Genomic DNA, 21,691 nt, shown 5'->3' with positions numbered 1-21,691 from the left:
ACGGCCATGAGACTGGGACGACCCCCCGCCCCCGACGAGCTCGACCCGATCGAGCGCGTGTCCCGCGACGAGCTGACGGCGCTCCAGCTGGAGCGCCTGCGGCACACCCTCGACCACGCCTACCGCAACGTCCCGCTCTACCGGGCGAAGTTCGACGCGGCGGGCGTGCACCCCAGCGACTGCAAGGAGCTCGCCGACCTGGCCAGGTTTCCCTTCACCACGAAGGAGGACCTGCGTGAGAGCTATCCGTTCGGCATGTTCGCGGTGCCCCGCGAGCAGGTGGCGCGCATCCACGCCTCCAGCGGCACCACCGGGCGGGCCACCGTGGTCGGTTACACCAAGCGCGACCTCGACGTGTGGGCCGAGGTGATGGCCCGCTCGATCCGCGCGTCCGGCGGGCGGCCCGGCGACATCGTGCACGTGGCCTACGGCTACGGCCTGTTCACCGGCGGGCTCGGCGCCCATTACGGGGCCGAGCGGCTGGGCTGCACGGTGGTGCCGGTCTCGGGCGGCATGACGCCCCGGCAGGTGCGGCTCATCACGGACTTCCGGCCCGACGTGATCATGGTGACGCCGTCGTACATGCTGGCGCTGCTGGACGAGTTCAGGGCCCAGGGCATCGATCCGCGCGCCACGTCGCTGCGGGTCGGCATCTTCGGCGCCGAGCCGTGGACGGAGCAGATGCGCGCCGAGATCGAGGACGCCTTCGACCTCGACGCCGTGGACGTCTACGGCCTGTCGGAGGTGATGGGCCCCGGCGTGGCCAACGAGTGCGTCGAGACCAAGGACGGACTGCACGTCTGGGAGGACCACTTCTATCCCGAGACCGTCGATCCGTTCACCGGGGAGCCTGCCGACGAGGGCGAGCTGGTCTTCACCACGCTGACCAAGGAGGCCATGCCGGTCATCCGCTACCGCACCCGCGACCTGACCAGGCTGCTGCCCGGCACCGCGCGGCCCGCGTTCCGGCGGATGCGGAAGGTGACCGGGCGTACCGACGACATGATCATTCTGCGCGGCGTGAACGTGTTCCCCACCCAGATCGAGGAGGTCGTGCTCGGCATCGAGGGCCTGTCGCCGCACTTCCAGCTCCGCCTCACCCGCCCTGGGCGGCTCGACGTGATGACGGTCAGGGTCGAGGCGCGGCCCGGGTTCGGCGAGGGGCGCGAGGCGGCCGGTCAGGCGCTGCGCGACGCCGTCAAGGAGACCGTGGGCGTGAGCGTCGAGGTCGAGGTGGTGGACCCCGAGACGCTGGAGCGGTCGGTGGGCAAGCTGAAGCGCGTCGTCGACGAGCGTCATGATTGAGGCCGCCACCCAAGCCCAGCGCAGGAGGGGGCGCGGGCTCGATCCCGAGTCGGTGCTGTCGATCGCGGTCGGCGTCTTCAACGAGCGCGGCTACGACGGCACCAGCATGGAGGACCTCGCCAAGGCGCTCGGCGTGACCAAGTCGGCCATCTACTATCACGTGCCGGGCAAGGAGCAGCTGCTCGCCAGGGCGCTCGACCGGGCGCTCGACGGGCTGTTCGCGATGGTGGCCGACGAGCGGGCCGCGAAGGGCGCGGCCATCGACCGGCTGGAGTGGGTCGTCAGGCAGAGCGTGCGCATCCTCGTCGAGCGCCTGCCGTACGTGACGCTGCTGCTGCGGGTGCGCGGCAACAGCGGCACCGAGCAGGCGGCGCTGGAGCGGCGGCGGGAGTTCGACCGGTTCGTCACCGGGCTGGTCGGCGAGGCGGTGGCGGAGGGCGGGATCAGGGCGGACGTCGATCCAGGGCTGGTGACGCGGCTGCTGTTCGGCACCGTCAACTCGATCACCGAGTGGTATCAGCCGGCGCGCGGCGCCTCGGCCGACGATCTGGCCGACGCGCTGCTCATGATGGCCTTCAGCGGCCTGCGGCCTACTCGCTGAGCTCGCCGCGCGGCCTTCCCTGGACGGCCTGCTGCGCCGGGGCGGGGGCCTTGACGCGCAGGTCGGCGCGGATGGCCTCGCCCAGTTTCTTCGTGGCCATGCGGTTGAGCGCGCCGCCGGCGATGGCGCCGGTCAGGAAGGGGCCGAAGGTGGTGAGGTGGCGGCCGAGCGTCCGCATGAGGCGGTTGCGCAGGGCCGTCTTGGTGGCCGCTCCGAGCGCCAGGGTGACGGACGCGGGCGCGAGGGGGTCGATGCCGCGTTGCTTGGCCCAGGCGGCGGTGAAGGCGACGGCGCGCTGCGCGCCGGATCCCTGGACGTGGACGCCGTAGACCTCGTGCAGCTCGGCCAGCAGCTTGACCTCGATGGCGGCGACGACGATGGTCTCGGCGACGAGCTGGGCGGGAGCGGAGAGCAGGAGGGGTGGCGCGGCGAACTCGGCCGCGGCCAGTGCTCCGCCGATGGCGCCGACCGTCATCGTGGCCTTTTGAGCGGTGCGCACCAGGTCGTCGGCGAGCTCTTCGCCGGTCAGGCCGTGATGGTGCTCCGCGAGGGTGTGCAGGTCTCTGATCGGGATGCGCGGCGCGATGTTGAGGAAGACGTCGGCCAGCCAGCGGCCCCGGCCCGCGCCGGTGGCCCGTGCCCGCTTCGCCCCGGCGGACAGCGCCTGAGCGAGTCGGCCGAGCAGCCTGCGCCGCTCGGCCGGCTCCAGCTCACCCGGAGCGGTGAGCTTGCCAACGAGCTCGCCGACCTCACGATCGGGGTCGGCGACCTCACTGCCCGCTTGGCGGTCTTTCTTCGGTTCGGCCACGCGATGCCTCCGTAATTCATGTCGCGATCGCTCGGGTTCGTGGGCTTTCGTCATCTTCGGTCCCTCTACCCCGAGCTCGTTCGCTCCAGTGATCAGGCGGCGCACTCCCGGCAGACCTGCTGGCCGTTCTTCTCGGAGGCCAGCTGGCTGCGGTGGTGCACCAGGAAGCAGCGCGAGCAGGTGAACTCGTCGGCCTGACGGGGGATCACCCGCAGCGAGAGCTCTTCGTTCGACAGGTCGGCACCGGGCAGTTCGAGCGACTCCGCCAGGTCGGTCTCATCGATGTCGATGCTGCCGGACGACTTGTCGGTGCGCCGCGCCTGGAGTTCCTGGAGGCTGTCTTCACCCAGGTCGTCGTCTGTCTTGCGCGGGCTGTCGTAGTCGGTAGCCATTGTGCTTACTCCATCCCCCTCATCTATATGTCCTCGCGCTCATCGCGCGTCTTCTAACGTCCGGGAAGCCCATCTTGTGCCCGTTCCGTCGGGGAGATTTCCCATCGGTACCCCGGGGAAACGGACCACGAACCTCCCAACACGTCAGGGCCTGCTGCCGTCGGCAATGGTTAGCCAAATATGGCGAAACCCACAGCCTTGGCGTCATGCACCACCGTGTTCGACGGCACATCCAACCACATGTGCGGCGAGAACGAGACGCCCCCATGCGACAACACGCGAACGAACACGTCAGAACGTCACCACGTCAGCGCCGCGGCAGCCTAATGGTCACCACGAGCCCCCCGCCATCACGTGGCACAGCGGCCACATTCCCACCGTGGGCCTGCACGACCGCGCGCACGATGGACAGCCCGAGACCCGCTCCCTTGGCCGAATCCACCCGATCCGCATGAAGCCTCCTGAACGGCTCGAACAGGCTGTTGACCTCGTACGCCGGGACGTGCTGCCCCGTGTTGGCCACCTGAACAACCAAGGCACCGTCCGCCATTCCCGTACGGATCCATACTTTTCCGCTTTCGGGAATGTTGTACTTCACCGCGTTCTCCAGCAGGTTGCTCACCGACCGCTCCAGGAGCACCGGATCGCCCACGGTAGGCGCGCTGACCAGTTCGGTGGTGACGGTCACACCGTGTTCGGCGGCGAACGGCACGACCTGTTCGACCGCCGTCTGCGCGACCTCCTTCACGTCCAGCGGTTTGCGCACGGCGAGTTCGCGTTCGCTCCTGGCGAGCAGCAGCAGCCCTTCGATGAGCTTCTCGTTACGCGCGTTGACCTCAAGGAGGGTACGCCCGAGCGCTTTGAGGTCCTCGGAGGCCGCCGGATCGGAAAGCGCGATCTCCAGGACCGTCCTGTTGATGGTGAGTGGAGTGCGCAATTCGTGTGAGGCGTTGGCGACGAACCTTCGCTGGGTGTCGAAGGCGACGTTGAGCCGGGTGAGCATGGCGTCGAAGGTGTCGGCCAGCTCCTTCAGCTCGTCGTTGGGGCCCTCGAGCGCGATGCGCTGATGGGCCAGCGTGCTCTCCGACAGCTTGCGCGCCGTCGCGGTCATCCTGGCGACCGGCCGCATCGCCCTGTCGGCCACGAAGTAGCCGATGATCAGCGCCAGGATGCCCACCCCGAACAGGGCCATCAGTGCGCTCTGCAGCAACGACCCGCGGGCGCTCTGGACGGTCGCCTCCTTGGCCTGCAGCCACTGGTTCTGCGCGATCGCCGCGTCGATGGGGTTGATGCCCCGCGTGTCCAGCGTGGGCCACTCGTTGATGATGGACGCCCCGACGATGGCGTACATGGACAGCAGCAGCGCCACGGCGGCGCCGAACACGAGCGCGCCGTAGGTGAGCGTCAGGCGCCAGCGGATGCTGACCTTGCCGGGAAGCTCCTTCACACGTTCCATGGTGGAACGCTGGGTGAGCTGCCGCGCGGGCGGCGGAGGGCCGTCCCACACCGGTGATCCCGTCGGGGGCGGCGGCGTCTCCTGGACGCGCGTCGCCTTGCGTTCCGAGTGCGGGCTGATCATCGGATGCGTCGGGCCCGCTTCGCGCTCTGGCCTGTGCGTCACAACTTGTACCCAACTCCGGGCACGGTCTCGATCACCTGAGGCTCGCCCAGCTTCTTCCGCAGCGTCATCATGGTCACCCGGACCACGTTCGTGAAGGGATCGATGTTCTCGTCCCAAGCCTTGTCCAGCAGGTCCTCCTGGCTGACCACGGCGCCGTCGGCCCGCATCAGCTCTTCGAGCACCGCGAACTCCTTCTTGGTCAGCACGACCTCCCTGCCGTCGCGCTCCACCAGCCGCTTGCCCGGGTCGAGCCTGATGCCGGCGCGCTGCAGCACGGGCGGCAGCGCGGGGGCCGAGCGCCGGCCGAGCGCCCGCACCCTGGCCACCAGCTCGATGAACACGAACGGCTTGGCCAGGTAGTCGTCGGCGCCCAGGCCGAGGCCCTCCACCTTGTCGTCCACGTCGCCCGAGGCGGTCAGCATGAGGATGCGGGAGGCCGTCCGCTGCTCGACCAGCCTGCGGCACACCTCGTCACCGTGCACGACCGGCAGGTCGCGGTCCAGCACGATCACGTCGTAGTCGATGTAGGAGGTACGCTCCAGAGCCCCGCCGCCGTCGTAGGCGACGTCGACCGCCATGGCCTCGCGCCGCAACCCCGTCGCGATCGCGTCGGCCAGCACCCGCTCATCCTCAACCACCAGCACGCGCACGCCCGGTACACCTCTCTCCGATTCTGGTCACTCATTCTGGCCACAACCTCGATAAGCGCACGGTAAGGCATGTTCCGGCCGCCTGGGACCGGCCGGAGGCCCCCAGAGGGAGCGCGGCGGGCGCGGCTTACCGAGGCTTGGCGAAATTCATGTTTCGGAGGGCGACAAGCCGGGGTATGCCGTCGGGACACCCATTGCCCAGGCTTCATCCGGCAATGGGGAGACTTCGCCCTTGGACGGATCGAACCCCCGGAGAGTAGGTGAGATGGGCGAGTTCACGACCACGATCGAACACCGCCTCGACCAGGCTTACAAGGGCCTGCGGGAGGCCCGCAGCGCCGGCGACGACTACCTCGCCGACACCCTCACCGCCGAGATCGAGGACCTGCGCCGCCTGGCCGACGATCACGGCATACCGTTGCCCCGCTAGCGAGACGCCAAACGGCCGGAGCCACGCTCCGGCCGTTTCGCACCTGACTCACTCAGGCTCCGCGCAGCGGATCCAGTGACACAAGGAGGTCGTGCAGCTCCTCGAACAGGCCGGGAGCCGCGCACAGCGCGAACTCCGAGCTGACCGGACGGCCGTGCAGCCCGCCGAGCCTGGCGCCCGACTCGGTGGCCACCAGCCCGGCCGCCGCGAAGTCCCACTGGTTGACGCCGCGCTCGTAGTAGGCGTCGACCCGGCCCGCCGCCAGCGAGCAGATGTCGATGGCGCACGAGCCGCCGCGCCTGATGTCGCGCACCCGCGGCAGCACCTTCGCCACGACCTCGCCCTGGCTCTCGCGGCGCGCCTTGGCGTAGCCGAACCCGGTGGCGACCAGCGCCTGCGACAGCGGCACTCCGGTGTTGCAGCGCAGCCGCTCGGCGCCGAGCCATGAGCCCTCGCCGAGCGCCGCGGTGTAGACCTCGCCGCGCTGCGGCACGTTCACGACGCCCGCCACGACCTTGCCCGCCACCTCGACGGCGATCGACACCGCCCAGTCGGGCAGGCCGTACAGGAAGTTCACGGTGCCGTCGATCGGGTCGACGATCCAGCGCACGTCGCCCTCGCCCGGCGCCTCGCCCTGCTCCTCGCCGAGGATGCGGTCATCGGGCCTGGCGGCCAGGATGCGCTCGCGGATGAGCGCCTCTGACGCCTTGTCCAGGGTGGTGACCACGTCGGTGGGGCTCGACTTGGTCTCGATCTCGCGGGACATCGTGGGCCGCTTGGCGAGCAGCATGTCGCCGGCCCCGCGGGCGATGTCCTCGGCGAGCCTCAGGAAGTCCGTCATCAGGCCACCGACTCCGGGCGCTTCCACTCCTGGCCGAGCACGTGGTGGCCGAGGAAGGCGAGAACGGTCTCGTACCAGGCGACGATGTTGCCGGGCTTGAGTATCCAGTGGTTCTCGTCCGGGAAGTACAGGAACTTCGCGTCGGCCTCCGTGCGGCGCAGGTCCCACCACAGCCGCAGCGCCTCGCCGATCGGCACCCGGTAGTCCTTGTCGCCGTGGATGACGAGCATCGGGGTGGTGATCTTGTCGACGGAGTTGTGCGGCGACAGCAGCTGGTAGCGCTCGCCGCCCGGCTCGCCGAACTCGCGCTGCCAGTACATCGCGGCGTCGGTGGTGCCGGCGAACTGGTCGAGGTTCCACAGCGAGGCGTGGGTGACGATGGCCTTGTAGCGGTCGGTGTGGCCGGCGAGCCAGTTGGCCATGTAGCCGCCGTACGAGCCGCCCATCGCGGCCGTGCGCCCGGCGTCGATGTCGCCCCTCTCCAGGGTGGCGTCCACGATCGCGTCGAGGTCGGCCTGGGTGCGCGGGCCCCAGTTGCCCCAGCCGCGGTCGATCATCTCCTGGCCGTAACCGGTGGACATGCACGGGTCGGGCATGAGCACCGCGTAGCCCTGCTGGGCGAGGATCCACGACTGCCAGCGCCACTGCCAGTCGTTCCAGGAGCCGAGCGGGCCGCCGTGCACGAACAGCACGAGCGGGGCGGGGTCGGCGGCGGAGGCGGTCTCGGGCACGGCGAGCCAGCCGCGGACGGTGGCGCCGTCGTCGGCGGTGGCGGTGACCTCGGTGAGCGTGCCGGGCACCTCGGGGCGCGGCGCGGGCGACGGCAGGTCGGTGACCTCGCCGGTGACGGCGTCGATCCTGGCCGGCCCGGGGGCGAGGGCGACGCCGCTGTGCAGGGCGTAGACGAAGCGGCCGTCGGGCGACGGGTTGACGTGCAGGTACGCGGCGTCGTCCCCGGTGAGCCTGGTGACCTCGCCGTCGAGCGGGACGCGGAAGACCGGGCGGCGGCCCTGGTGGTCGGCGACCAGGTAGACGGCCGAGGAGTCAGGGGCCCACTGGACGTCGGTGGGGAACGCGTCGGGCGCGTACTCGCGGCCCTGCCCGGTGGCGAGGTCGGCGATCCACAGCGTGCTGCGCGCGGAGACGTCGTAGCCGGTCCTGCGGTCGCGGGCGCAGGCGAGCCTCGTGCCGTCGGGCGAGACGGCCAGCGGGCCGCCGAAGTCGTGGTCGTCCTCGCTGAGCAGCACGCGGCGCTCGCCGGTGGCCACGTCGATGACCACCAGGTCCGTACGCGACTCACCCTTGGGCAGGTAGACCTGCCACGTGGTGATCACGGAGGCGCCGTCGGGGGTCAGCTCGAACGTGCCCTGCCGCAGCGCGTCACCGGCGTCGGGCGTCAGGTCGCGGACGTCCTCGAGCCGGTCGGCGCCGAGCCGCGCGGCGAACAGCCGGGGCCGGCCCGGGCCGAGGTCGTGGTCCCAGTAGCGAACCGGGAACTGCTCGTGCAGGATGGCGCTGATCCCGGCGTCCTTGCGGGCCTTGCGCTTGCCGGCGTCGGCCGACTCCTCGCCGTCGAGCACGTCGGCGGAGAAGACCACCACGTCGCCCGCCGTACGCACGGCGCCGATGCCGCCGGCCCTGCTCGCCACCTGGCGGGCCTCCCCGCCGGCGCGCGGCAGCAGCCACAGGGCGGGCACCTCGTCGGTGGCGTCCTCGACGGTCGGGTCGGGGCGGGCGGAGGTGAACAGCACATCGCCGGCCGCGGTGAAGACGGCGGCCGACTCGCCCTTGGCCGAGCGGGTCAGCCGGTACGGCTCGCCGTCCACGGGAATCGCCCAGAGCGCGGTGCCGTACGACTTGCCGTCGGGGTTCAGGGACTGCACGGCGGAGATCAGTCTGGACCCGTCGGGCGACAGCTTGAGCGAGAGAACTCGGGGGATGGCCACATAGTCGCGTATGTCGTTGAATGCGCTCACTCGACCGAACCTACCTCGCGGCGAGGACCGCCGACATCCCCGCATAGGGTTGTCACGTGGGAATTTACGACGCCTTGCTGGTCCTGTCGTTCGGCGGCCCCGAGGGTCCCGACGACGTGATGCCGTTCCTGGAGAACGTCGTGCGCGGCCGTGGTGTGCCGCGCGAGCGGCTGCTCGAAGTGGCCGAGCACTACCAGAGCTTCGGCGGGGTCAGCCCGATCAACCAGCAGAACCGCGACCTGGTCGAGGCGCTGCGCCCGGTCGCCGGGGTGCCGGTCTATTGGGGCAACCGCAACTGGCACCCGTTCGGCGAGGACACTGTGCGGCGGATGAAGGCCGACGGGGTGCGCAAGGCCGCGGTGTTCGCCACGTCGGCGTTCGCCGGCTACTCAAGCTGCCGCCAATACTACGAGGACATCGACCGGATCTCCGTCGAGGACGGCCCCGAGCTGGTCAAGATGCGCCACTACGGCGAGCACCCCGGCTTCGTGACGGCGATGGCCGACCACACCAGGGCCGCCCTCGAGCGGCTCGGCCGCGACGACGCCAGGCTGGTGTTCACCGCCCACAGCATCCCCACGTCCATGGGCGAGACCGCGGGCCCTGAGGGCGGCCTCTACGAGGCGCAGCTGCGCAGGAGCGCCGAGCTGGTGAGCCGGGCGCTGGGCCGCACCGAGCCGTGGGACCTGGTGTGGCAGTCGCGCAGCGGGCCGCCGCAGGTGCCGTGGCTGGAGCCCGACGTCTGCGACCATCTCCGCAAGACCGACGCGCGCTCGGTCGTGCTGGTGCCGATCGGGTTCGTCTCCGACCACATGGAGGTCGTCTACGACCTCGACACCGAGGCCAGGCAGGTCGCCGCCGAGCTGGAGCTGCCGATGGAGCGGGCGGCGACGGCGGGCACGCATCCGGCGTTCGTGCGGATGGTGCGCGAGCTGATGGACGAGCCCGAGCCCGTCCCCTGCCCCTTGACCTGCTGCCCGCCGCCGCGCAGGCGGCCTCAGGCGTAAGCCCTATGCGTAGGCCCTACGCATGGGCCCTACGCATGGGCCCTACGCATAAGCCTTCGCGTACGCGTCGGCGATCGACATCACCTTGTTCACGTAGTCCCACGAGTGGTTGTAGAACCAGATCGCCTTGCGCAGCCGCTCGCCGCCCTGCCCGGCCTTGTTGGCGCACAGGTAGTTCGCCGCGCCGGGTACGGCGTCGTACGGGCTCCAGATGTCCTTCTTGCCGTCGCCGTCGCCGTCCACGCCGTAGTGCTTCCAGGTGGCGGGCATGAACTGCATGGGCCCGAGCGCGCCCGCGCTCGACGGCCCGTTGTTGCGGCCGTGCCCGCTCTCCACCTGCCCGATGGCGGCGAGCACCGTCCAGGAAAGCCCGGGACAGCGGGTGGCGGCGGCCTTGTAGAGCTCCAGATAGCTGCCCGGCCGGCCGACCGTGACCTGCTGCCGGGCAGGCGGCTGCCGCCGCTTGGGTGTACGGGCGGCGGCGTCGAGCACGACGACCTGGCTGCGCTTGCCGAGCAGCTTCTTCACGCCCGCCTGGCTGATCTCGCCCTCCTTGCCGTGCAGCAGCACGGCCACGCCCTGCGCGAACCCCAGCGACCTGCCGAGGTCGGCGCTGATGAGCCCGTCCACGCCGTGCAGCCTGAGCGAGGCGGAGGCGGCGACGCGCAGCCTTGGCCCGCCGTCCACCTGGTAGACGGCCCCCAGGATCATGCCGAACTTCTTCATCGCGTCCGCGTCGGCCACCAGCTCGCCCCTGGTCAGCGCGCTCCACACGGCGGGCTGGTCGGCGACGGGCTGCGGGGTCCAGGAGCGGAACTCGGCGGGGTCCACGGCCAGCAGGTTCAGCGACGTGCCCGACACCTTGACGGCGCCGGCGTCCACCACGGCGACCTTCTGCACGTGGGCCAGCTCGCCCAGCCGGAACCTGGTCTGCTTGGGCACGGTGCCGGCCGCGACGGCGAGCACGCGCGGCGGCGTCACCGTGATGCCGGGGCCGCCCTCTCCGAAGTCCTTGACCGGCTCGGCGGTGGGCACCATCTCGTCGAGGCGCGGCGCGGGCGACTGCTGGGGTGCCTGCTGGGGTGTCTGCTGGGGGCGGAACCTGCGTACGGGCTGCTCCTGGGCGGTGCCGACCAGATCCTCACCCAGGACGACCACGACGCCCCCTGCCGCGGCGGTGACCACGAGCACGGCGGCGACCATGAGCATGACCGCGCGAAAGCTGGGAAGACCGGACACTCGGGACACGTTAACTCACCCCTGCGCGAAATCACTTGCCATCCGGACATACGGTGCGCAATGGTTAGCCCGCTCAAGCTCATGTAAGGGGGAAACGGCGTGGTCGGGCCTTACCGAGGACTGTTCGAGAGGCCCGGAGCGGCGGCGTTCGTCCTGGCCGGGCTCATCGGCCGGATGCCGATGTCGATGCTCGGCATCGGCGTGATCCTGCTGATCTCCACGCTCACCGAGTCGTACGCCACGGCCGGCGCGGTCGCCGCGACGACCAACATCGCCTTCGCCGTGGCCGCTCCCCTGTCCGGGCGGCTGGTGGACCGGTTCGGCCAGAGCCGGGTGATCCCGCCGTTCGCGGTGGTGAACGCGCTCGCGCTGGCCGCGCTCATGGTCTTCGCCGGCTCCGGACTGCCCGACTGGACGTACTACGCCTCCGGCCTGATCGTCGGGGCCACGTCGCTGTCGCTCGGCTCGATGGTGCGGGCCCGCTGGTCGGTCATCCACGGCGGTTCCGGGCGGCTGCACACCGCGTTCGCGTTCGAGTCGGTCGTCGACGAGGTGGTCTTCGTCACCGGGCCTGCGCTGGTCACGGTGCTGGCGACCGCCGTGAACCCCTACGCGGGGCTGATCGTGGCGCTGGTGTGCATGCTGGGCGGCTCGCTGGCACTGGCCGGGCAGCGGAGCACCGAGCCGCCCGTGCAGGAGATCAGGTCGTCGTCGGGGTCGCCGATCCTCATCCCCGGCGTGGCCGTGCTGGCCGGTGTCGCCCTCGCGCTGGGCGCGATCTTCGGCTCGGTGGACCTGATCACGGTGGCCTTCGCGGAGGAGCACGGTGTGAAGGGCGCCGCGGGGTTCCTGCTGGCGGCGTTCGCGGGCGGGTCGATGGTGTCGGGCCTGTGGTTCGGCTCGCGGCACTGGCGGATCTCGCTGCAGGCCAGGTTCGTACGGGCGCTCGCGCTGTTCGTGGTGGGCCTGGTGCCGATCATCTTCATCGACCACGCCTGGCTCATGGCCGCCGCCCTGTTCCTCGCCGGCTTCGCCATCTCCCCCACGCTCATCACCAGCTTCTCGCTCACCGAGCGGCTGGTGCCGCCGTCGCTGCTCACCGAGGGCATGGCGTGGATCTCGACGGCCATCGGGTTCGGCGTGGCGGCGGGCGCGTGGGCGGGCGGGCGGCTCACCGAGTCGTACGGCGCCTCCGCCGCGTACGGCTTCTCCGTGGCCGCGGCCGTCGTGGCGGTGATCGTCGGCGTGGGAGGTTCGGGTTTGCTGAGACTTCCCGAGGCTGCTTCACCCTCCGAGAGCTGATCCGCTACGGTCGGAAGATCCCTCGCAACACCCAACACACTGGAAGCACTAGTCATGTCCCGACACATCAGTTCACTTCTAGCAATCGCGGCTGTTTGCGTGACCCTTGCCCCGGCGGCGGCCATCGCCGAGGCGACCCCCGCTCCCGCCCAGGGCGCCAAGTCCGCGGCCGCCGAGAAGAAGGCGGCTCCCGTCGACTGCTCCCAGGTGAAGTGCCTGGCGCTGACGTTCGACGACGGACCGGGCAAGTACGCGGGCACGCTGCTCGACACGCTCAAGAAGTACGACGCCAAGGCGACGTTCTTCCTTGAGGGCCAGTACGTCAAGAGCCGCCCCCAGTTCGTCAAGCGCATGGTCGCCGAGGGCCACGAGCTCGGCAACCACAGCTACAGCCACCCCGACTTCACCAAGAGCGACGCGGCGACGATCCGTAACGAGATCAAGAAGACGCAGGACGCGGTGAAGAAGGCCGCGGGCGTCGAGCCGAAGCTGCTGCGCCCGCCGTACGGGCTGGCCGACATCCAGGTCTCCGACATCGCCATCGAGTTCGGCATGCCGATGATCCTGTGGACCGCCGGCTCCGCCGACTGGAGCTCCAAGAACGTCAAGGCCATCCAGAAGCAGACGCTGGCCGTGGCCAAGCCGAACGGCATCATCCTCATGCACGACTGGGTGAAGCAGACCGTGGACGGCATGCCGGCGCTGATCAAGACCCTGAAGAACAAGGGCTACCACCTGGTCACGGTGTCCGACGTGATCAAGGACCAGAAACTGGAGCCGGGCGACATCTTCCCCGTTCCCGCAGGCTGGGAGAGATGAGTATCGTTCGCGTTTAACCGGACGACTTTCGCTGGAGGGTGCTCGTGGCCTTCGTCAACTGGGCGCGCAATCAGACGGGCACCCCGGCCGAGATCCGCGTACCGGCCTGCGCCGACGACGTCGTACGCGCCGTGCGCGACGCCACCGGCTCCGGCCGCCGCGTACGCATGGTGGGGACGGGCCACTCCTTCACCGGAGTGGCCCTCACCGACGGCATCATGCTCAGGCCGGACGCGCTCACCGGCATCGTCTCCCTGGCAGACGACCGGGTGACCGTCCAGGCCGGCACCCCCTTACGCGTGCTGAACGAGCTGCTCGCCGAGCGCGGCCTGGCCCTGGCCAACATGGGCGACATCACCGAGCAGACCGTCGCGGGCGCCGTACAGACCGGGACCCACGGCACGGGACGCGACAGCGGCGGGCTCGCCGACCAGATCGCCGAGCTGGAGATGGTGCTCGCCGACGGCACCCTGACCACGCTCTCCCCCGGCGACGACCTCTTCGACGCCGCCCGCGTGGGCCTCGGCGCGCTCGGCGTCCTGACCACCGTCACCCTCCGTGTCGAACCCGCGTTCCTGCTGCGCAACCGGCGGCGCAAACTCGCGCTCAGCGACATGCTCGGCGCGCTCGACGAGCTGACCTCCGCCAACGAGCACCTCGACTTCTTCTGGCTGCCGCACACCGACGCCTGCCTGGTCAAGACCAACAACCGCAGCCCAGGGCCGCCCCGGCCGCCCTCGCCCGCCCGGCGCTGGCTGGAGACCGTCTTCCTGGAGAACACCGTCTTCGGCGCCGCTTGCGCGATCGGCGCCCGGCTGCCCGCGCTCATCCCGCACATCAACGCCGTCAGCGCCTGCGCGCTCGGGGAGTCGTCGTCGGTGGACCTGTCGTACAAGCAGTTCACGGCGCGGCGCGACGTGCGCTTCCTGGAGATGGAGTACGCCGTCCCGCGCGAGCGGCTGGCCCAGGCGCTGCGCGAGGTGCGTGACCTGATCGAGCGAATGGACTGGAAGATCACCTTTCCCGTGGAGGTGCGGGTGACGCCGCCCAGCGACGCGTGGCTGTCCACCGCGTACGGGCGCGCCACGGCCTACGTCGCCTGCCACGTCTACCGGCCGACGCCGAACCCGGCGTACTTCGCGGGCGTCGAGGAGATCATGACCCGCCTCGGTGGGCGGCCGCACTGGGGCAAGCTGCACACGCGGGACGCCGCCTACCTGGCCAAGGCGTACCCGCGGTTCGCCGACTTCGTCGCGCTGCGCGACCGTCTGGACCCCGGCCGGCTGTTCGCCAACGCCTACCTGGACACCGTCCTGGGCTGACCCGCCGCAACCGAGCGGCTCGCCCTGGCCGGTGGGGTCCTGCTCCTGCGGCGTGCCCGAGGGCACGACCGGGTCCTGGGCTCCTCCGTCAGGTCGTCGTCGCGGGACGAGAGGCTCGCCGCCCATCCCCCCGATCAGTCCTTCCTCACACCATGCGTTCGGTAAAGAGCTTTCTCGTGAATAGACGTGAGTGCGTGTCCCGGCGTTCGCGCGACCTGCGTGACAGGCACCCTTGTAACTCGTGCCCCGACGACTCGGCCTGCCCTCCGTGTACCTCGCCGCGGCTGTGGCAACGGCTGCCACGACCGCCGTCCCCTTGGCCATGACGCCCGCCTCCGGCCTCGCCCTGCGCGACACGCCGCAGGAGCCCGCCCGCCCCTACGTCGTCACGGCCCGCGACCGCGCGGCCGCGCGCGACCTCGTCGGGGAGGTGCGCTGGCGGGTACGCCGCTACTACACCTCGGCGCTGCCCGGGCTCGCGACCTTCCTCACGCCCACCGAGCTGGCCGAGCTGCGCGCCGACCCGCGCGTCCAGACGATCGAGCCCGACCGCGAGATCCACGCCATGGCCACCCGCGGACCCACCCGCCGCGCCCCGGCCGGAACCAGGGGCGACGGCACCACCGTGTACGTCGTGGACAGCGGGGTCAAGGTCCGCCGCGACCGGTTCGACGACCGGGCCTGGCGGGCCTTCGACGCCACCGGCGGCACCGGGCGCGACTGCCGCGGTCACGGCACCCGCGTCGCCTCCCGCGCCCACCGCGCCGCGCCCGAGGCGGGCATCGCGTCCGTACGCGTCCTCGGGTGCGCCGGCACGGGGACGCTGTCGGACGTCCTGGCCGGGCTCGACTGGATACACCGGCACGCCCGTGGTCCCTCCGTGACCGCGCTGGCCATCGACGGCGCCGACTCCCCCGCCCTGGCCAGGGCGGCGGGGTCGCTGTCGCGCTCGGGGATGTTCGTCGTGGGGACCGCCGACGGGGACGCCTGCCACGTCACCGCCGAGGGGCTCGCCTTCTCCGCCCGCGCGCCGTATCTGGCCGGACTCGCCGCCCGCCACCTGGCACTTCACCCCAATTCGGGACCGGCCGCCCTGGCCGACCGGCTCGACTGCTCGACGGCGCGGGGCGCGATTCGCCAGAACCCGTCGCGGCCACATAACCTCCTCATGCGCGATGGCGGGCTCTAGAGGCATGGACTCCAATGTGACCGGCGTCACATCGCCCATGGGCTATCCCAGGAAGGCGATGTTCGGACATGCCGGGTACGGTGCTGGCAGGCAACCGGCACACGCGAGAGACTCAAGGGTCCGGGGGAAGAATGGCGACGCTGACGAAGGGACTCGCATGCAGGAGCTCCGACTCGTCGCGGTGAGTGAGGACGGCACCTACCTCGTGCTGGCTACTGCCGGGCGAGGGACGCGCTTCACGCTTCCCGTGGACGACCGGCTCCGTGCTGCCGTCCGCGGCAACTTCTCCCGTCTCGGCCAGTACGAGATCGAAGTGGAGAGTCCGTTGCGCCCCAAGGAGATCCAGGCCCGCATCCGCGCCGGAGAGACGGCGGAGGAGATAGCCGCGACCGCCGGGATCCCGGTCGAGCGTGTCCGCTGGTTCGAGGGGCCGGTGCTCCAGGAGCGGGAATACGTCGCCCAGCAGGCGCAGCGCGTCGCCGTACGCATGCCGGGAGAGTCAGCGCCAGGGCCCACGCTCGGCGACCTCGTGGCAGAGCGCCTCACCAGGCGCGGCGTGCCCACCGACGAGATCGACTGGGACAGCGCCAAGCGCGACGACGGCCTCTGGCGCGTCAAGCTCGGCTACGTCTGGAACGGTCACACCCGCCACGCCGAGTGGCTCTTCGACCCGCGCAAGCGCCACGTCACCCCGCACGACGACGAGGCGCTCCGCCTGTCCGCCGCCGACTTCGACCCCGAGCCGCCGGTGGTCGAGGACACCACGGTGACGCCGTTCGCGCCACGCGTGGCCAAGCTCCAGCCGGTGCCGCCGCTCTCCTCCGAGACGCTGCCGTTCCCGTCCGTGGTGCGCCGCGAGCCGGAGGAGCCGGCCGTGGGCTACGAGCCGGCCGGCCGCAGCGGCGACGGCGCGTACCCGTCGTCGCGCGGCACCCGCGACTCCTCCCACGACGACGACTTCTTCGACCCGCCCGCGCCGGCCGAACCGCCCGCGGCCCCCGACACGTCCGCCCGCGATGAACGCCGCCCCGCCCCCTCCGACCCGCTGACCCGCGACCCCGCGCGGCAGGAACCGGCCGCACGCGAGCCCTTCCACCCGCCCACGCACGAGCAGTCGCGGCCCGAACCGGGCCGTGAGACCGGCTACACCCGCCCCGGCGACCCGACCCGCCGCGGCGGGTCTTCGCCATGGCTGCCCGACTTCAGCTCCGGCCGCGACCCCGAGTCCGCGATCTACGCCCCGGCCGACCGCATGCCCAGCACCGCCGAGCCCTCTCACGCGGCCGACCGCACTCCGGTCACCGCCGGCCCCACCCGCCCGGCCGACCACACCTCAGGCGCCGCCGAGCCCATCCGCCCGGCCGACCACGCACCTGTCACCGAGCCCAACGGTCCGGCCGGCCGTGACTCCGCCGCGCCCCAGAGCCGGCCCGCCGACACGCCGCAGAGCGCCTCCGCCGCCACCGCGTCTCCTGAGCAGGCCGCCCAGCCACGGTCCCAGGCCACCACGGACGCCGCTGCCACGGCGACCGAGCCGACGGAGCCCGACCCCGTCACCGCGACCGCCGAGCCGACCACCGCCACTGAGCCTGCGGCCAGCACCACCGCTGCGCCTCAACCCAACGCCGCCGCAGAGCCCCCGGCCCAAACCCAGGCCCAGGCCGCCGCCGACGCTGTCGCACCCGCCGCGGCGGCCACCTCTGCGTCGCCCGGAAGCGCGGCCTCCGAGACAAGCGAGCGCAACACCGAGGCCGCCTCTCCAGCAGCCGAGCCCAAGACTCCGGAGGTCTCCGCGACCGCCGAGGCGTCGGCGCCCACCGAAGCCGCCCGCGAGGCCACGCCGGCGCAGGCGGCAGAGACGGCGCCGACCGTGCCCGGCGCGGAGCACCAGGCCGAGACGCCCGAGGCCCAGGCCGCACCCACCGACGCCCCGGCAACCCAGCCCGTGGCCGCCGACGCTCCGGCAACGCAGGCCGCGCCCACCGGTGCCCCAGCAACGCAGGCCGCGCCCACCGGTGCACCATCGGCCCCGGCCGCGGCTGGGGACGCCCCGGCGACCCAGGCCGAGGCTGCCGACGTCTCCGCTGCCGGCACCGAGACCGCTGCGGCACAAGACGATGCCGCTCCGAAGGCCGAGTCCGTCACCTCCGAGGCGGAGAACGCGGTCGCCGTAGACACGCCCGCCGGGGTTTCCTCGCCTGAGCCCGCCGCCGCTTCCGTACAGGAGCCGGCCGCTCAGCCCACCACCGGCATGGCGCCGACGCCCGCCGCCGAGCAGGCGCCGACCGCCCAGCCCACGTCGGCCGAGCCCACCGACGCCCGGCCTGCGGACACGGCCGAGGCTCCGAGCACCGCCGAGGCGACCGCCGCGAGCCAGGCCACCGGTGCCGAGCAGACCTCCAGCGCGGACGAGCCTGCCGCGCCCGAGAAGGCGGCCACGCCCGAGCCGTCCGAGAAGGCGACCGCTCCCGAGCCGGAGAAGGTGCAGGAGGTGTCGGCCGCGGCCGAGCATCAGGACGCCGATCGTGGGAAGAAGCCCGCGGAGCCCGTCCAGGAGCCGAAGCCGCGTCCGGCGCCCAAGCCGAAGCCCGCCCCTCCTCCGGTCCCGGCCGCACGGGCGGGCAAGGACGACGGCAAGGAGGAGCCCGCGGTCCCGGTGCCCGCGCCGAAGCCCGCTTCGGGCCGACGCAAGGGTTCGAGGGGCCGCCGCGCATCCGTCCCGACGTGGGACGAGATCATGTTCGGCGCCCGCCGCCAGGACTGACCGCTCCCCACCAGGCCAGGGAAAACCCCTCCACGGCCAACCCGCCCAACCCAGCAACACCCGCACAAGGCACCATCCGACAACACGCCACCCACCAACGCACCATCCGGCCAACGCACCACCCGGTCAACACGCACATGGCCAAGGCAGCACCCGGCCACCGCGCCACCCGGGCACCGCGCCACCCTGTTAAGGCATCACCCGGATAAGGCGCCACCCGGACAACGTCGGCGCCCGAGCCCGTCGGTGTCCGAACCCGTCGATGTCCGAGCGCTCGCGCACCCGAGACCGTCGGCACCACAGCGCAGCGGCACGCGAACGCCCTGCGCCCGCGCGTGGACACATCTGCAGCGGAAGGCTGCTGCAAGCGAAGGCATTCGCACCATGCCCGGCCAGCCTGCGGGCATCGCCGCCCACCGGCTGCCGCTCAGACCATCGCCCGCGATGACCGCCGCCGCACGCCGGCCATCCCCGCTCGAACCTCCGCCCCAACCCACGTCGCCCCGGCGCGCGCCCCAGACCGCTGCGCATGTCGACCGCTCACGGCAGACCGAGGTCACTCGGTGTCAGGGGTGGGATCAGGAGCGGCGGGAGGGGATCGTCTCCCGTCGTCCTCGTCAGGGGTTCTGTCTGAGGAAGGGGGCGAGCCATTCCGGGGTCACCTCGGTCGAGAGCTCGACGGCCTGGGTCATCGAGACGTCCATGGCCGAGTAGCCGCCCTTGCCCGCGCCCACGCCGGCGATCAGCGTGAGCACCCCGGCGCGCCGCTGGAACCAGGTCTGCCGGAGCCGCCAGCCCACCACGGCGCGGCGTTCCACCACGGCCTGGGCGCGCCGGAGCGACCCTGACCGTACGGAGAGCCGGCGGCCGTCGTAGCCGTGGCCGAGTGAGGCGTACCGGTCGAGGCCGAGCGGGACGCCGGCGGCGGCGAGCAGCAGGGTCACGATGAGGAGCGTCCACCAGATCATCGTCCCGAAGACCCACACGCCGACCGCGCTCACCAGGGCGGCCGCCGCCCACGGGGCGATCGCGCGGAACAGCCGCCGCTGCCGGGCCACGGGCGGGTGGGGACGCAGCTCGCCCCGGTAGGGGCCGATCGCGTCGCCGGCGACCTGGAAGGCGACGTTACGCGGTACGTCGGGAAGGAGCTGCCCCCGCGTCTCCGAGTCGCCGAGCCCCGTCACGATCGCCCAGGCGCGGACGACCCCGGCCCAGCGTTCGGCCAGGCCGTCCACGATCTCGTAGCCCCGTACGCGCTGGAACTCCAGCGACACGCTGCGCCGGTTGATCAGCCCGCGCTCGGCCACCAGGTAGCCGTCGCGGCGCTTGAGGCGGAAGTCCCAGTTGAAGACGGCGTACATGACCCCGCCCGCGAACGGCATCGCCAGCACGAGCAGCACCGCGACGGCGAGCAGCAGGTACGGGTGGTCCCAGAGCCACTGCCCGGCGTTCCAAGCGGCGTCCCGGCCGAAGCCCAGCTCGTCGCCCCACTGGAACGCCAGCCCCACGGCACCGCCGGCGAAGGCGAAGGGGGTGAGGAGGTACGCGCCGGACAAAGGCCCGTACAGCAACCACTTCTTGGGCACGGCGAAGATCGTGCGTTCGGCGGGCTGGGCCGGCTCCTGCGCCTGGACGCCGGGGGCCGCCGGTGCGGACGTGCGGCGGAGGAGGACGGCTTTGAGGCGTTCCGCCTCGTCCAGGGTGACGCCGGCGAGCTTGGCCTCCTCCTCGTCGCCGCTCGCCCCCGTGTCGATCTTGAGTACGGCGAGGCCGAGCAGCCGGTGCATGGGCGGGGTGGAGACGTCGACGCCGCGGATGCGTTCCAGGGGGATGGTCCTGATCGAGCGGCTGATCAGCGACTGCTTGGTCTCCAGGCGGTCGCCGACGATCTCGTACGTGAACGTCGCCCAGCGGACCACCGCGTACACCACGGCGGCGACGACTCCCACCGCCGCGAAGCCGTACGACCTGGCCGAGAAGCCGCCCACGAACAGCACGCCCACCAAGGGCAGGAGGAGGGAGGGCAGCATGCGTACGGGGTCGATCAGCAGCACCTTGGGACTGAGCCGCTGCGGCGCCCGCCCCGGCTGGGGGTGGGGGTACGGCCCCCCGGGCCCTTCCCACGGCCCCCGCTCCCCACCCGCTCCAGGAGGCGGCACGTCCGGGGGGCCGGGGTGGGGGCCGGTCATGTGGCGTCGTCCCGGAGTTGCTCGGCGCGGTGCGCGAGCTGCTCGGCCAGGCCCGCCGCCACGTGGAAGTCGAGGCCCTTGATGGTGGATGAGCCGGCGTGGGAGGCCGTGCGGATCTCAAGGGTGGCCAGGCCGAGCATGCGCTCGAACCAGCCCTGCCCCTTGTCGACCGTCTGGATGCGGCTCACGGGCACGAACACCCACTCCCTGGTCAGGAACCCCGACCTGGCATAGACGACGTCGCCTGACAGCTCCCAGCGGTGCACGGCGTACCGTACGAACGGCTCGGCTGCCAGGAACGGCAGCACCACGACGAGGACCGCCACGGGCAGCAACCACGAGTCTTCAGCGAACCAATCGGGCACCCATGACCACCCGCTCCCGCCCACCCACGTGGACACCAGCAGCGCACCGCCCATGAAGAACACGAACGCGATCAACGATTCGAGGAGCCACAACCTGATCGCCTTGGGCGAGACGCGGTTCGCCGGATCGCGCAGCGGGCCTGTTGACGTCACAAGCCCAGCTTAGGGTGCGAACCGGGCAGGCGATCAGTTCACCTGCGGTACGAATCCACCGCCTCACCCGATATCCGGGCCTACCATCCCGTCTCGCTCATCCGCCGGATCGGAGAGGCCCGGGGCGGGTGGTAAAGATCCCCGGTGTGGCACGGCGTGTCGGGTCGGAGGGCCGCCGGGGCGGTGCCATGCTCGGTGGCGGCCAACCGCAGGCTGTCGAGCTTGGCCACGTCGGCGGCGCCACGTTCGTGCCAGCCAGGCCCGGCAAGCGCGTGACCGCACCACTGCGCGATCGCCTCACGCAACGTGGCAGCCGCCGTCCGCGGAGACACCCCTCCCGCAGGAAGCCCCGAAGACGGAGCCCCGGTGATCGCGCACCGGAGCGGTTCCGCTACCCTGCTGTTCGAGCTGGCACCTGGTTTTTCTGCTGGACACCTGGTCCGAAACCTATGTCCCTTTTCGCAAATTTGGCGGGGATCTCCCCCATCGCCCCCTTACGCGATGAAGTCGCAGGTGGCAAGGCTGTATCGGTCCGTGAGACAGAGCCCCGCGAGACCTCCTCATGCCCCGTTCATGTGGCCAAGCTCACTACCCGGATGCCGTCATTCTGGCTGTTTTCGGATCCTTTACCGACCACGGACCATCGAGAAACGGTCTGCGCACCGCCGAGACCCGCGTAGCATCGTCCGGCATGGGGCTGTGTAACACGGCATCACGC

18 protein-coding genes are annotated in these 21,691 nt (G+C 71.4%); 9 read left to right on the top strand and 9 right to left on the bottom strand.

What is annotated here, in order from left to right:
* Window positions 1-6 precede the first annotated feature (6 nt).
* Together paaK and ABZW11_RS06945 are read left to right on the top strand one after the other, a co-directional pair.
* On the top strand, window positions 7-1,305 hold the full coding sequence (gene paaK, locus ABZW11_RS06950; RefSeq protein WP_355413478.1) for a phenylacetate--CoA ligase PaaK: 1,299 nt from the start codon (window positions 7-9) through the stop codon (window positions 1,303-1,305).
* Window positions 1,298-1,906, top strand: a complete 609-nt coding sequence (locus ABZW11_RS06945) for a TetR/AcrR family transcriptional regulator (RefSeq protein ID WP_355413476.1) — start codon at window positions 1,298-1,300, stop codon at window positions 1,904-1,906. The genes paaK and ABZW11_RS06945 overlap by 8 nt, the downstream gene beginning before the upstream one ends.
* Here the strand turns inward: ABZW11_RS06945 and ABZW11_RS06940 are convergent.
* The 4 genes from ABZW11_RS06940 to ABZW11_RS06925 all read right to left on the bottom strand — a co-directional run bounded on the left by ABZW11_RS06940 (window position 1,896) and on the right by ABZW11_RS06925 (window position 5,377).
* Complete coding sequence (locus ABZW11_RS06940) at window positions 1,896-2,714, bottom strand: hypothetical protein (protein WP_355413474.1); 819 nt, start codon at window positions 2,712-2,714, stop codon at window positions 1,896-1,898. The genes ABZW11_RS06945 and ABZW11_RS06940 overlap by 11 nt on opposite strands.
* 92 nt (window positions 2,715-2,806) lie before the next feature.
* The gene (locus ABZW11_RS06935) at window positions 2,807-3,106 is read right to left on the bottom strand and encodes a DUF4193 domain-containing protein (RefSeq protein WP_020542847.1); all 300 of its coding nucleotides are present in this window, start codon (window positions 3,104-3,106) and stop codon (window positions 2,807-2,809) included.
* Between the two features lie 307 nt (window positions 3,107-3,413).
* Window positions 3,414-4,562 carry a HAMP domain-containing sensor histidine kinase gene (locus ABZW11_RS06930; protein WP_355413472.1) on the bottom strand — a complete coding sequence of 383 codons (1,149 nt, stop codon included), beginning with the start codon at window positions 4,560-4,562 and terminating at the stop codon, window positions 3,414-3,416.
* Between the two features lie 161 nt (window positions 4,563-4,723).
* The gene (locus ABZW11_RS06925; protein WP_345387406.1) at window positions 4,724-5,377 is read right to left on the bottom strand and encodes a response regulator transcription factor; all 654 of its coding nucleotides are present in this window, start codon (window positions 5,375-5,377) and stop codon (window positions 4,724-4,726) included.
* A 265-nt stretch (window positions 5,378-5,642) separates the two neighbouring features.
* Here ABZW11_RS06925 and ABZW11_RS06920 point away from each other — a divergent pair, with 265 nt between their 5' ends.
* Window positions 5,643-5,807: a hypothetical protein gene (locus ABZW11_RS06920; protein ID WP_181449058.1), complete on the top strand. Its 165-nt coding sequence runs from the start codon at window positions 5,643-5,645 to the stop codon at window positions 5,805-5,807.
* 52 nt (window positions 5,808-5,859) lie between these two features.
* On the opposite strand, the gene ABZW11_RS06915 is transcribed toward ABZW11_RS06920, so the two are convergent.
* Both ABZW11_RS06915 and ABZW11_RS06910 read right to left on the bottom strand, forming a co-directional pair.
* On the bottom strand, window positions 5,860-6,648 hold the full coding sequence (locus ABZW11_RS06915) for an inositol monophosphatase family protein (RefSeq protein ID WP_355413469.1): 789 nt from the start codon (window positions 6,646-6,648) through the stop codon (window positions 5,860-5,862).
* Window positions 6,648-8,669 carry a S9 family peptidase gene (locus ABZW11_RS06910; protein WP_355413467.1) on the bottom strand — a complete coding sequence of 674 codons (2,022 nt, stop codon included), beginning with the start codon at window positions 8,667-8,669 and terminating at the stop codon, window positions 6,648-6,650. The genes ABZW11_RS06915 and ABZW11_RS06910 overlap by 1 nt, the downstream gene beginning before the upstream one ends.
* An 11-nt stretch (window positions 8,670-8,680) precedes the next feature.
* Between ABZW11_RS06910 and ABZW11_RS06905 the strand changes: the two genes are divergently transcribed.
* Window positions 8,681-9,631, top strand: a complete 951-nt coding sequence (locus tag ABZW11_RS06905; protein ID WP_355413465.1) for a ferrochelatase — start codon at window positions 8,681-8,683, stop codon at window positions 9,629-9,631.
* A 42-nt stretch (window positions 9,632-9,673) separates the two neighbouring features.
* On the opposite strand, the gene ABZW11_RS06900 is transcribed toward ABZW11_RS06905, so the two are convergent.
* Entirely contained in the window at window positions 9,674-10,870 is a 1,197-nt protein-coding gene (locus ABZW11_RS06900) for a lytic transglycosylase domain-containing protein (RefSeq protein ID WP_355413463.1), read from the bottom strand.
* Window positions 10,871-10,969: 99 nt separating this feature from the next.
* Here ABZW11_RS06900 and ABZW11_RS06895 point away from each other — a divergent pair, with 99 nt between their 5' ends.
* From ABZW11_RS06895 to sepH, 5 genes are all read left to right on the top strand, one after another.
* On the top strand, window positions 10,970-12,172 hold the full coding sequence (locus tag ABZW11_RS06895) for an MFS transporter (RefSeq protein ID WP_355413461.1): 1,203 nt from the start codon (window positions 10,970-10,972) through the stop codon (window positions 12,170-12,172).
* Between the two features lie 99 nt (window positions 12,173-12,271).
* A complete protein-coding gene (locus ABZW11_RS06890; RefSeq protein ID WP_355413459.1) occupies window positions 12,272-12,991 on the top strand; it encodes a polysaccharide deacetylase family protein in 720 nt (239 codons plus the stop codon).
* A 44-nt stretch (window positions 12,992-13,035) separates the two neighbouring features.
* Complete coding sequence (locus tag ABZW11_RS06885) at window positions 13,036-14,313, top strand: D-arabinono-1,4-lactone oxidase (protein WP_355413457.1); 1,278 nt, start codon at window positions 13,036-13,038, stop codon at window positions 14,311-14,313.
* A 241-nt stretch (window positions 14,314-14,554) separates the two neighbouring features.
* Window positions 14,555-15,502, top strand: coding sequence for a protease inhibitor I9 family protein (locus ABZW11_RS06880; protein WP_355413455.1), 948 nt, complete (start codon window positions 14,555-14,557; stop codon window positions 15,500-15,502).
* Window positions 15,503-15,659: 157 nt separating this feature from the next.
* A complete protein-coding gene (gene sepH / locus ABZW11_RS06875; RefSeq protein ID WP_355413453.1) occupies window positions 15,660-18,266 on the top strand; it encodes a septation protein SepH in 2,607 nt (868 codons plus the stop codon).
* Window positions 18,267-18,883: 617 nt separating this feature from the next.
* On the opposite strand, the gene ABZW11_RS06870 is transcribed toward sepH, so the two are convergent.
* Entirely contained in the window at window positions 18,884-20,455 is a 1,572-nt protein-coding gene (locus ABZW11_RS06870) for a PH domain-containing protein (protein ID WP_355413451.1), read from the bottom strand.
* Complete coding sequence (locus tag ABZW11_RS06865; protein ID WP_355413449.1) at window positions 20,452-20,973, bottom strand: PH domain-containing protein; 522 nt, start codon at window positions 20,971-20,973, stop codon at window positions 20,452-20,454. Before ABZW11_RS06865 ends, ABZW11_RS06870 begins: the two co-directional genes overlap by 4 nt.
* Between the last annotated feature and the right edge of the window lie 718 nt (window positions 20,974-21,691).

This window comes from Nonomuraea sp. NPDC004580 (assembly GCF_040609855.1).
Taxonomy (GTDB): Bacteria; Actinomycetota; Actinomycetes; order Streptosporangiales; family Streptosporangiaceae; genus Nonomuraea; species Nonomuraea salmonea.
The sequence above is the reverse complement of the archived record's forward strand: the minus strand, read 5'-3'. Positions and strand labels throughout refer to the sequence as shown.